The organism is Vibrio sp. HDW18, assembly GCF_011306175.1.
GTDB lineage: Bacteria > Pseudomonadota > Gammaproteobacteria > Enterobacterales > Vibrionaceae > Vibrio > Vibrio chanodichtyis.
Map to the genome: position 1 here is coordinate 137,238 of NZ_CP049914.1, position 11,824 is coordinate 149,061.

12 protein-coding genes are annotated in these 11,824 nt (G+C 47.4%); 5 read left to right on the top strand and 7 right to left on the bottom strand.

The window, feature by feature from the left end:
- Window positions 1-58 precede the first annotated feature (58 nt).
- Together G7083_RS12445 and G7083_RS12450 are read left to right on the top strand one after the other, a co-directional pair.
- Window positions 59-1,900 (top strand): ABC transporter ATP-binding protein, encoded by a 1,842-nt coding sequence (locus G7083_RS12445; protein ID WP_166015162.1) that lies wholly within the window; start codon window positions 59-61, stop codon window positions 1,898-1,900.
- Window positions 1,901-1,982: 82 nt separating this feature from the next.
- Window positions 1,983-2,687 carry a DUF445 family protein gene (locus G7083_RS12450; RefSeq protein ID WP_166015163.1) on the top strand — a complete coding sequence of 235 codons (705 nt, stop codon included), beginning with the start codon at window positions 1,983-1,985 and terminating at the stop codon, window positions 2,685-2,687.
- A gap of 181 nt (window positions 2,688-2,868) precedes the next feature.
- Here the strand turns inward: G7083_RS12450 and G7083_RS12455 are convergent, their stop codons facing one another.
- The 3 genes from G7083_RS12455 to G7083_RS12465 all read right to left on the bottom strand — a co-directional run bounded on the left by G7083_RS12455 (window position 2,869) and on the right by G7083_RS12465 (window position 4,816).
- The gene (locus tag G7083_RS12455) at window positions 2,869-3,507 is read right to left on the bottom strand and encodes a LysE family translocator (protein ID WP_166015164.1); all 639 of its coding nucleotides are present in this window, start codon (window positions 3,505-3,507) and stop codon (window positions 2,869-2,871) included.
- 120 nt (window positions 3,508-3,627) lie between these two features.
- On the bottom strand, window positions 3,628-4,242 hold the full coding sequence (locus tag G7083_RS12460) for a fumarylacetoacetate hydrolase family protein (protein ID WP_166015165.1): 615 nt from the start codon (window positions 4,240-4,242) through the stop codon (window positions 3,628-3,630).
- Window positions 4,243-4,357: 115 nt separating this feature from the next.
- Window positions 4,358-4,816 (bottom strand): MarR family transcriptional regulator, encoded by a 459-nt coding sequence (locus tag G7083_RS12465; protein WP_166015513.1) that lies wholly within the window; start codon window positions 4,814-4,816, stop codon window positions 4,358-4,360.
- 137 nt (window positions 4,817-4,953) lie between these two features.
- Between G7083_RS12465 and G7083_RS12470 the strand changes: the two genes are divergently transcribed.
- Together G7083_RS12470 and G7083_RS12475 are read left to right on the top strand one after the other, a co-directional pair.
- The gene (locus G7083_RS12470) at window positions 4,954-5,376 is read left to right on the top strand and encodes an organic hydroperoxide resistance protein (protein WP_166015166.1); all 423 of its coding nucleotides are present in this window, start codon (window positions 4,954-4,956) and stop codon (window positions 5,374-5,376) included.
- 205 nt (window positions 5,377-5,581) lie between these two features.
- Window positions 5,582-6,544: a porin gene (locus tag G7083_RS12475; protein WP_166015167.1), complete on the top strand. Its 963-nt coding sequence runs from the start codon at window positions 5,582-5,584 to the stop codon at window positions 6,542-6,544.
- 204 nt (window positions 6,545-6,748) lie between these two features.
- Here G7083_RS12475 and G7083_RS15330 read toward each other — a convergent pair whose 3' ends face one another.
- The 4 genes from G7083_RS15330 to G7083_RS12490 all read right to left on the bottom strand — a co-directional run bounded on the left by G7083_RS15330 (window position 6,749) and on the right by G7083_RS12490 (window position 9,433).
- A complete protein-coding gene (locus G7083_RS15330) occupies window positions 6,749-6,883 on the bottom strand; it encodes a hypothetical protein (RefSeq protein WP_277347146.1) in 135 nt (44 codons plus the stop codon).
- Between the two features lie 115 nt (window positions 6,884-6,998).
- Entirely contained in the window at window positions 6,999-7,349 is a 351-nt protein-coding gene (locus G7083_RS12480) for a hypothetical protein (protein WP_166015168.1), read from the bottom strand.
- A 264-nt stretch (window positions 7,350-7,613) separates the two neighbouring features.
- Complete coding sequence (locus G7083_RS12485; protein ID WP_166015514.1) at window positions 7,614-8,864, bottom strand: peptidoglycan DD-metalloendopeptidase family protein; 1,251 nt, start codon at window positions 8,862-8,864, stop codon at window positions 7,614-7,616.
- 269 nt (window positions 8,865-9,133) lie between these two features.
- Window positions 9,134-9,433: an isoamylase early set domain-containing protein gene (locus G7083_RS12490; RefSeq protein WP_166015169.1), complete on the bottom strand. Its 300-nt coding sequence runs from the start codon at window positions 9,431-9,433 to the stop codon at window positions 9,134-9,136.
- 465 nt (window positions 9,434-9,898) lie between these two features.
- Here G7083_RS12490 and G7083_RS12495 point away from each other — a divergent pair, with 465 nt between their 5' ends.
- Window positions 9,899-11,578 carry a SulP family inorganic anion transporter gene (locus G7083_RS12495; RefSeq protein WP_166015170.1) on the top strand — a complete coding sequence of 560 codons (1,680 nt, stop codon included), beginning with the start codon at window positions 9,899-9,901 and terminating at the stop codon, window positions 11,576-11,578.
- The last annotated feature ends 246 nt before the right edge of the window (window positions 11,579-11,824 follow it).

Below are 11,824 nucleotides of genomic sequence, written 5' to 3' on the forward strand. Positions count from 1 at the left end.
GGACGCCGTAACGCAAGCTCTCCCTAGCCACCGCCCACTTCACCGCAAGGATTTTCAGATGTTTAAGTTATTTGAAGGTTTCACCGAACCCTTCCCCACAGGTGAACCCCAACGTCCACCAAATACATTGTGGGCATTTTGTCGCCACTATACTCGCGGTTTCGAAAAGCCTTTATTGGTGATGGCACTGCTCAGTACCTCGATTGCGATTATTGAAGTCTCCCTGTTCGGTTTTATGGGACAGTTGGTTGACTGGCTTTCGACTAGCCAACCAGACACCTTTTTAGCCGAAAATCAAACCACGTTAATTGGACTTGGTTTGCTGGTGCTGGTCGGTATGCCGCTGTTGATCGCGCTCTATTCGCTACTGATCCATCAATCCTTGCTCGGCAACTATCCGATGTCGATCCGCTGGTTAGCGCACCGTTATCTGCTCAAACAGAGCGTGGCATTTTATCAAGATGAGTTTGCTGGACGCATCTCAACCAAGGTGATGCAAACCGCGCTGGCGGTGCGGGAAACGGTGATGAAAAGCCTCGATGTATTTGTGTATGTGCTGGTCTACTTCACCGCGATTGTGGTGATTTTGGCCCAAGCGGATTGGCGTTTAATGCTGCCGATGCTGCTGTGGCTGACCATCTACATCACGGTACAACTGCACTATGTACCAAAACTAAAACGGGTGGCCTCTGAGCAAGCCGATGCGCGCTCATTGATGAGCGGACGGATTGTCGATAGCTACACCAATATCATGACGGTCAAGCTCTTTTCCCATAGCCAACGGGAAACCCAATACGCCGAGCAAGGTATGCAAGATTTTCTCGGCACCGTTCATCGCCAAATGCGCTTGGTGACCAGCTTTAATATTTGGGTCGAAATGGCCAACTATCTGCTGGTGTTTAGTATTGCCGGATTGTCGATTTACCTTTGGACCACCAGTGCGATCAGCATCGGCGCGATTGCGGTCGCAGTCAGTTTATCACTGCGTATCAACGGCATGTCGAAGTGGATCATGTGGGAAGTCAGCGCGCTGTTTGAAAATATCGGCACTGTAGTCGATGGCATGACCATGCTCAGCCAGCCGATCGCCGTGACCGATCAACCCAACGCCAAGCCTTTAGAGGTCAAACAAGGCGCGATCACCTTTGATGATGTAAGTTTTCACTACGGCGAAAACAAAGGCGTGATCAACCATCTTAATTTAGCGATTAAACCGGGAGAAAAAGTCGGCTTAGTCGGCCGCTCCGGCGCGGGCAAATCAACCTTGGTCAATTTGCTGCTGCGTTTTCACGATCTAGAAAGCGGCACTATTTTAATTGATGGACAACCAATTGATCAGATCACCCAAGAGTCGCTGCGCAGCAAAATTGGGCTGGTTACCCAAGATACTTCACTGCTGCACCGCTCGATCCGCGACAATATTTTGTATGGCAATCCCAACGCCACTGAGCAGCAGTTACTCAATGCCACTGCGCAAGCCCACGCGCATGAATTTATTCTCGGTTTAACCGATCCACACGGTAATACCGGCTACGATGCGCAAGTTGGCGAACGCGGAGTCAAACTGTCGGGTGGGCAACGGCAACGCGTCGCAATTTCGCGCGTGTTACTGAAAGATGCCCCCCTGCTAATCCTCGATGAAGCGACCTCGGCGCTTGATTCCGAAGTGGAAGCGGCGATCCAAGAGAGTCTTAATGAGCTAATGCAAGGTAAAACCGTGATTGCGATTGCGCACCGTCTTTCCACCATCGCAGCAATGGATCGCCTGATTGTGCTCGATAAAGGCCAGATTGTAGAGCAAGGTTCACACCATGAATTGATTGCGCAAAACGGTATTTATGCTCACCTGTGGGCGCATCAAACTGGTGGCTTCATTGGTGATGATGAAATAGATGCTTAAAATTCCGCTACTTTTCGATTAATTAACCTAAACGCAATGCGCCTATAGCGATACGCGGCGGTTGCCTGACCAAGAGAACACCATGAACAAAAGTTTGATCACCAATATTATTGCGCTGGCGGTAATGGGCGCAGGCCACGGGCTGGCCAACAGTTACCTATTTTACGCGGGACTCTTTGCCTTCTCCGGCGCAATTACCAACTGGCTTGCCGTCCATATGCTGTTTGAAAAAGTGCCAGGGCTGTACGGCTCTGGGGTGATCCCGGCCCGATTTGAAGAGTTCAAGCTAGCAATTAAGCAATTGATGATGGAGCAATTTTTTACCAATGCCAATATCGACCGCTTTCTAAATCAGGAAATGAATGGCGCAATCAGTCTCGATTTGCAACCGGTGATCGCCAAAGTCGATTTCAATCCCACCTTTGATTCACTGATCGAAGTGATTGGTCAATCGTCATTTGGTGGCATGCTGGCGATGTTTGGTGGCGCGCAAGTGCTTGAACCACTCAAACAGCCGTTTGTGGAAAAAATGCAGCAAGCGATGCTTGAGATCAGTCACAGCGAGGCGGTACGTGAGGCGTTAAAAGATCAGGTGCAGTCACCAAATATGCTTGATGAGATCAAAACCAATATCGAGGCGATTATTAATCAGCGCTTAAATGAGCTGACTCCGCAACTGGTCAAACAAATCGTGCAAAATATGATTAAACAACATCTTGGCTGGTTGGTGATTTGGGGCGGAGTGTTTGGTGGCCTGATCGGCCTTGTCTCGGCGCTTGTAGTGTAAACCGCCGCCGAATCAGTCAACTTACAATCAGTCAATTCGCAATCGGCAGCTCTTATCATGGGCTGCCGCCAAACCAAGTCTCACTGATATCCTCGCCCTCATCGGGCGAGGGTTTATGGCGAAATGGCTAATTCACTCTTGTCACAGGCTCCGGCTTCTCACCCATTCCGCCGCGTAGAATTTACCATGACGCCAGCAGGCCACTGAGCATCCACACTGCCAGTAGCAAAAATACGCCGCCCATCACTTTATGTTGATAAGTGCGAAAACGCTGATTATCGAGCAGTGAGCGCCCACATACCCCAACTAGGCCAACCAGCAGTAAATTAAACAGCAAGCCGCACAGATTGAGCATCAGCCCAAGCGCCAGCATCTGCTGCGCAGAGCTGGCAGCAATATTCGGCGACACAAACTGCGGCAAAAACAGCACAAAAAACAGCAAAGCTTTCGGATTGAGTAAATTGCTGACTAATGCACGCTGATAAAAGGTTTTCGCCACCCCATGCACAGCGGCTAAATCAGGGGCTTTCTGCGCCTCAGCGCGCAAGCAATCCCACGCCATTTTCAGCAAATAGCCGCCACCCAATAAATTTAATAGCTTGAGCGCCCACGGATTCATGGCAATCAATGCTGCCACTCCTAAAGCGGCCAACGCGGTTAAAATCATCCCTGATGTGGCATTGCCTAAGCTGGCAAATAGCCCCACTCGGCGTCCGTAGCTGATACTTGAGCTAGCAATCAGCAACATATCGGGTCCCGGGATCAGCAAAAGTGCCAGTACCGCGGTGAGATAGACGGGTAATACAGCAACATCAATCATGTTCAAAATCTTGTGGAAATAGCAAAGCGGCGGATTTTATCGAACAGATAGGCTGATTTCTAGTGATAAAATCATCTAATCCGTTTGCTTTGTAGCGAAAAATCGCCAGCGCTGCCTCAGCTAGTCAGCGAGCCACTCCACTTCCAGCAAGGTGCGTTCAGCACATTTAAGCCGAGCGACAAAACGATCCCCAGCCTGCACCACGCCCACCCCTTGCGGGGTACCCGTCATCACCACATCCCCATCATCTAAGCTCAAATAACTTTTTAGTTGCTGGAGTATCTCAGATGGAGAATAGAGCATCTGCTGTACATGGCCTTTTTGTACCCGCACGCAATTGATCAACAGCTCTAAGTTCAGCTCGCTGATCTCCAATCCTGCAAGTGGTATAAATCGGCTCAACACCGCCGCACCATCAAACGCTTTAGCGCGCTCCCACGGCAGCCCTTGCTGTTTGAGGTAAGTTTGCAGCGCTCGCTTCGTCAAATCTAGCCCGATCCCCACCCCAACATACTGCCCTTGTTCGACCACAAAACAGATCTCCGCTTCATAGTGCAAAGGCTCTTGATGAAAAGATCGCAACTGGTCAGTTACCGCCGATGAGGGTTTATGAAACAGCACCATATGCTCAGGTAGACGATTATCCAGTTCCTGAATATGCTCGACATAATTACGCCCGACACACAGTACTTTACCTACCGCTAAACGTCGATCGGCAAATTTAATATGACTCATCTCTCTTCCTTGACCAGACACAAAGCGGCGATTCTAAATCAGCGGCCAATAAACTGCTCAGCATTGAGTCATAGCATGCTGAAAAATGTGCACTGGATCTGATTCATTACTGAACCTAATCAAGACCATGCATAATTTTCTCACACAGGGATTTAAGACTCACCAACTCATCAATACTGAGATCAAATTTACCTAGCAGGGCATGAGGTACCGAACGCGCCTGCTGTTGTAGCTCACTACCGGCTGGCGTTAAAAACATCTCGCGGACCCGCTCGTCAGTGCGGCTACGACGTCGCTCAACCATGCCTTTCGTTTCTAAACGCTTGAGCAATGGAGTGAGCGTGCCCGAATCGAGATGGAGCTTAACCCCAAGATCTTTGACATTGATCCCATTTTGTTGCCACAGCACCAGCAAGACCAGATATTGTGAATAGGTAAGATCCAGCTCATCCAGCAGTGGCCGATAGGCACGGATCACCGCATTCGATGCGCGGTAAAGTGCAAAACAGACCTGATTGTCGAGCAAGAGTGGATTATGGTCAGGAGCTTGGTGACCCAGTTTGGACGTTGACAGATTGGATGTTGACATAATGAACCTTGATCTTGTGAACCTTAAAACTAAATTGCGCACAATATACTTGCAAACAACGAAAGATTCGAGCTATGATTGCTAAAAATTAGATTGCACACAACCAATATTAAGGAATACTCATGACTACTCTGTATCAAACTTCAGCCACCGCCTCTGCCGGACGTAACGGCGTTGTCAGCACCGATGACAAATTGCTTGAACTCAACCTCAGCTACCCCAAAGAGATGGGCGGAAGCGGTACGGCCACCAACCCAGAGCAATTATTTGCCGCCGGTTACGCGGCCTGTTTTTCTAACGCCGTTTTACACGTTGCACGAGAAAATAAAGTGAGCTTAAAACAAGCGCCAGTGACCGCAACCGTTGGGATCGGCCCTAACGGCCAAGGTGGCTTTGCGCTGACTGTGGAACTTGCCGTCCACATTGCTTTAGACGACGAACAAGCCAAACACTTAGTCACCCTTGCCCATCAAGTGTGCCCTTACTCGAATGCGGTACGCGGCAATATTGATGTGCAATTGAGCGTCAATGGCCACGCCCTATAACCTATAACCTATAACCCTAAGCCAAGCTATCGCTAGCCTAAAATGGCGTAACTGTCATGGTTACGCCATATTTCTGTCATCCGCGCGCCATAAAACCTCAACCAAAACGTCATGGAATAGCAACGCGTTTTTCATTTTTAGTCAGTACCTTAGCCACATCACAAGTCGGGCAGTAAAGCTCAATTCAAATAAATAGGGTATAAAAATGAAAAAAACAGCAATTGCAGTAGCGATTCTTTCAGCAGTGGTATCGGGCTCTAGTTTGGCAGCGACGGTTTATGATGCAGACGGCACCTCACTGAAAGTCGGTGGTCGTTTAGAGTTCCGTGGTGATTTCGGCAATGACATTGACGGCACTATGGCGAACAAAAGCCGCGTGCGTTTAAATGTGGCCGGCGAAACCGATATTGGTGCTGGCATGAAAGGCTTTGGCTTCTGGGAAGCAGAGCAAGGTGTCGGTTCTTCAGCTGGTGCAACAGAAAAAGCAGATCAAGAAACCTCATTTAAACAGCGCTACATGTATGTGGGTATGAAAGGCGACTTTGGCAGCCTGTCATTTGGCCGCCAAGATACCGCAGGGGTCCAAATCTCGAATATCTCCGATATCGGCACCTTTACCGGTGATCAAAAAGCTTTCATCAATGCGGGTAACGAGCAGATCAACAACACCATTGCTTATGGCTACACGCTAGAGAGCTTAAAACTGCAAGCCAGCTACATTGCAGATGACGTGAAAGATGCTGATGGCTTTGCCCTGTCAGCGGTGTACTCAGCACCATTTGGTTTAGATCTGGGTTTAGGCTACGCGGCCAATGATCTCGGTGAGAACAAAGGTTCAGCGGATCAAATTATTGCTGGTCTCGGTTACACCATGGGCGATCTGTACTTCGGTACCACCTACACCATGGGTGATAAAAATGACACCACTGAATTTACTGGGATTGAAGCTGCAGCGCAGTACAAATTGACCAAACAGTTCCGTGTAATTGCGGCTTACCAAAACCAAGAAACCGAAACCGCTAATGTCACTAAAGAAGAAGCGGATTTCTTTGAGCTGACTGGTCGTTACGATTTCTCGAAAAACTTCCGCTCTTATGCAGCTTACAAAATGGATAATCGTGACAATAAAGAAGACACCATTCGTCTGGGTCTACGCTACGATTTCTAAGCCTAGCGCTTAACCAAAATTTATTGTCCAAATTTGGCCAAGCGAATGCTTGGCCTTTTTGCTTTGTAAGCCGCTTTGCACAATCCATCGCTTACTGCAGCCCATCGCTTGCGACTAGTCAGTGCAGCCATAAAAATGCCGGCCGCATATACAACAGCGCCCCGCGATTGGTGCGGGGCGCTGAATGATTAGCTGGATACCGAATTAACGGCTGAGTTTGCGGCGGATACGTTGCAGCAAAGAGCGTTTTTTCGCTTTAGGTTTCACAAACTGATCTTGATCCATCGTTTGCTTAACCATCATTTGACCTAAGTAAGCCAAACCGAATTCATTGTTCATCGTTATGCCTCTTGTTGGTTGAGTGACATTTTTCGATCAATATAACAGCGAAAAATAGAAAAACAAGAGCCATATCACACTATTTTGTAGTTTTATTACAATTTTTTAATCCAAGCTAGTGCCGCTTGGGTTGCTGGTAGGTTTTACCAGCGGCTTGGTAAACTTGCTTAGCTTTGATATCAAATCCGCTCTCAAAGAACCAAGCGACAAATTTCACCACATCATCCCCTTCATTCATAATGTGCTCGACGTACTCTTGCTCAACACCTTGCTCATCAATTTCAGTGGTGACATGGTAAATGCGTTGTTCACCCTCCACTTCCGCGACAGCAAACTGGCCAGACAATGACTGCGCCACTTCAGCAATGGTCTGATCTTCATTATTTTTTAGCAGCTCTAGAGCCTGTGGCAAACTCGCTTGCTGACATAAAAGTTTGACTAAGGCTTCGAATTGACTGTGTTGCATGTGTTTCCCCGTAGAAATGTGCTGACTGATGATAATCGGCCGCGATTATACACCCAAACCACTGAGCGTTGCAGGTCAACGCACTCGATTATCCCACTGCTCTACCCTTCCTACTTGAAACTGCAGCGGATCGATATTTTGAAAATTCGGATAGGTATTTTAAAAATAAAGTGGCAGTAGATAACAAAAAAATAACCAAGCCCCAGCTAGCGGCTTGGTTATAGCGTAGGGTGATACAACCTAGCTATAGTGCAGGTCGTTTAGCTAACGCGCCGCAAGCAGGCTATCTTGATTGGCGAGCAGTTGATCCAGTTCTCTACGTTTGGCAATAAACTGCGCCATCTCTTTCTTCGGAACTGAACTGGCCATGGGGACATTGGCTTTCATCGCATTAACTGGGCGACCGCGTACAATTAACTCATAATGCAGATGGGGCCCAGTGACTCGTCCAGTATTACCTGACAAACCGATCCGCTGACCACGTGAAACTTTCTGGCCTTTCTTGACCAAAATTTTGCTCAAGTGTAAATAGCGGGTCATATAAGTGCCGCCATGCTGTACCACCACATAGTTACCCGCATAAGGATGGTTGCGTGTCATAACGACCACACCGTCACCAGAAGAGTATACATTGGTACCAATCGGCATCGCAAAATCGGTACCGTTGTGCGGAGCAACCCGCTTGGTTACCGGATGGCGGCGCTTAGGATCAAAGTTTGAAGAAATTCGCCATTTACTATCAACAGGGTAACGCTGAAAAGCGCGCTGTAAACTGTCACCATTTTTATCGTAATATTGACCATCTTGATGCAAATACGCCGTGATTTCGTTGCCTCGGTTAAAAATCTTAATCGCTTGGATCTCAGAATTACCGGTCAGTTTGTCACCCACCATCTGGCGAGACAATACCACTTCAAAACGATCGCCACGGCGCAGATCACGTCCGAGATTGATCTTGTCTTTCAGTAGGGTCACAATCTGCTCGACATCTGCTACGCCTAATCCAGCACGATTGGCAGACAGCGAAAAACTACCATTCACTTCACCGATCAACGGCTCTACTTTCCAAGTGCCTGGAATTTTACGATCTTCAAATTCGTAGCTACCGTCAGCTAAACGGGTGTACACCGCGCGATCAACCAGACTAAATTCCAACTCCATTTTGGATAAGGTATTGCCACTGCCTTTCCAAAAACGCAGCACGTTACCCGGTCTTATCGTATCCAGAGCAAGATAGTCGAGATCAGTCTCCATAATTTTCATCAACTCGGAATATGCAAAGCCAAGCTGACTAAAAATCATACTTAAATTATCACCGGGTTTGACTGCGTATTCATAATCCGGATGAGCAATCTTAACCACTACAGTAACAGGCTCGGTAACGGGAAACGCAACGCTGGGCGATTCAGGGAGTGACAAAGCAATCGTCTGCTGACGCGTGGGACTATTGAGCGAAGAGGATAACGCAGCCACAGCCAAAAGCGGCAAACCTAGCAATGTCGCTTTCTTGCCCATGGAAAGCTCAGAAAGCCGCAAAACAATAGATTTATGTATCACTAATGTACCTGTGGAAAAAAACAAAATTCCGCTAAGGGTAAGGGTTTCAGGTCAATTTGTCACCTGTGCTTTGGTCAATTAGGCGTAAAAAAGGCACGCTTGTGCCTTTCAAAAAGACCATATTTTGTGTGGTGGCAATAAGTTAGTTATTGGTGAATTTTTTCGGTTCCAGCTAGAAATACTTTCATTCACCGTAACCACTAATAACCGATTTAATGCGCATTAGACTAAGCGTAAGTCGTAAACACGCCGTTTTCTTGCCCAAAACCATTAGCCACATAGTTTTCAACTTCAGGATCGTTGATCCACTGCTGATTATCGAGCAGATAGCGAAACTCAAATTGGCTATTTTTCGGTAAGCGCGCTTTAAATTTAAAGGTGCTCGATTTGACGGCTTTCTTCATCGGTACTGGTTGCCAATCTAAAAAATCGGCTACGATTGCCACTTCACAGATAGCCTGTGGTGCAGCATATTCAAACGTGACTTCCACTTCGTCCTTAGTTTTTAAAAACTTCTTGTTAATCATCTCAAACTCCCTCCATGAACAAAAAACCACCCACTGAAGCATAATAGGTAATTTATTCTCCATACTCAACTGTCCTCTTATGCCAAGTGGTCAGCTCAGCCTTACTCAGTCGCAGTTATTTTTCCGCATGAAATTCTAATTATTGAGGATGCTACGGCTTAATCCAGTGCTCATATGGTGAGCAGCTCAATTTAATTGAATGAAATCCAACATTAAATTATCACTTGCTCCATCTATACCCTTCCTACTTTAAGCTGCAGCGGTGTTGACGACGTTCGTTCACCCCAATCACATAGTTTGTCTATGCTCATGGGGACTCACTCACTTGCCGCCTATCTGCAACTCGAAGTTGTTTGGGTATATATTTGCGTTTTAACTCTGCAAAAATAGCCCCTTTACAGCCTATAGAATGAGCGTAAAATCCTCGCCGTTTTCATTTCCCTATTTTTATTAAGGTAATCAAATATGTTTGCCATCTATGAATCCTATCAAGCCGGCCAATTACAACCCAAGCGGTGGCTCAACAATATTATTGCAGGATTAATAGTCGGGGTAGTGGCACTCCCATTAGCCATGGCATTTGCGATCGCTTCAGGGGTAAAACCAGAGCAAGGTATTTATACTGCGATTATCGCTGGGATTATTGTTTCGCTGTTCGGTGGCTCACGGGTACAAATCGCCGGCCCCACTGGTGCGTTTATTGTCATTCTGGCCGCCATTGTCGCTGAGCATGGCGTGAGCGGATTACAAATTGCCACCATTATGGCCGGAATTATTTTAATCATTTTGGGATTAGCACGGTTAGGCAGCATCATTCGTTATATTCCAGCCCCAGTGATTGTCGGCTTCACTTCTGGTATTGGAGTGATTATTTGGGTTGGCCAATGGCGAGATTTCTTTGGACTTCCACAAATTGAGGGTGAGCACTTTCATCAAAAGCTGCTGGCAATCTTGCACGCCTTACCCCAGTTTCATCTCACCACCACATTATTAGCGCTATTATCGCTGGCACTGGTGATTTTTGGTCCTAAGATCCCCAAGCTGGCTAAAGTACCAGGCCCACTGCTGGCTTTAATCGTAGTGACATTACTGCAATATATTATCGGGTTTGAGGGAGTGCGTACCATTGGCTCGGCTTTTGGTGGCATTCCACAAGGTTTACCACAATTTGCGCTCCCCGATCTCAGCCTGAGCCAAATGATCCCCTTGATTGGCCCCGCCTTTGCGATTGCGATGCTTGGAGCGATTGAATCGTTACTCTCTGCGGTGGTCGCCGATGGTATGGCCGGCACCAAACACAATTCAAACCAAGAGCTAGTTGGCCAAGGCATTGCCAATATTGTCGCACCCTTATTCGGCGGTATTGCGGCTACCGGCGCGATTGCGCGGACCGCAACCAATATCCGTAACGGTGGAACCAGCCCAATCGCAGGGATAATGCATGCGCTGACCTTAGTCATCATCCTGTTGGTGTTAGCACCTTTAGCGGTCAATATTCCACTGGCCACCTTAAGTGCCATTTTATTTGTCGTGGCTTGGAATATGAGTGAAGCTCACCATTTTGTGCAACTGGCGAAACGAGCTCCGCGGGCCGATGTGGCGATTTTGCTGTTAACTTTCGGTTTAACTGTGTTTGCTGATTTGGTGGTGGCGGTCAATATTGGGGTGATCATCGCCATGCTGCATTTTGTCAAACGCATGGCAGCCAGCGTTGAAGTTAAAGCCAGCAGCTCACAAGAGATGAGTTACGAACTGGCCGAGCAAGGTAAAACCACCCTGCCGCGTGAATTAGCCGTTTACGCGTTAGAAGGACCATTTTTCTTTGCCGCTGCCGAAACATTTGAGCGGGTGATGAGCAGTATCCAAGAGACGCCGCACATTCTGATCTTGCGTTTGAAATGGGTACCCTTTATGGATATTACTGGTATTCAAATGCTCGAAGAGATCATCCAAAGCTTCCATAAGCGCGGAATTAAGGTACTGATTTCAGGAGCGAATCACCGCGTAGCGCATAAGTTAACCAAAGCGGGGATCATCACGTTAATCGGTGAACACAATGTCTACCCAGAATTTGCCCGTGCACTGAGCGCGGCACTCAGCGAAATTGATACCCAAGCGGCAGCTACCCAGCAAACTGTCAATTAAGCCCGCTTGATTCAAGCTAAGTTGATCACTGCCCGTTGATAACCGATCGGCAGCGAACCAAAGATCACCAAGCCCTCTAAACTCGGAGGGCTTTTTAATTGTGAGGATTGGAAAAACCATCGTAATGCCAGTGATGATCTTCACCAGTCAGTAACACCTTCACCATCAAGATTAACCATTAATAGACAAAACTCTGTTCAGGATAAAAACATCAGCCATTTAATTTGAATGCATACCCAAAATAAA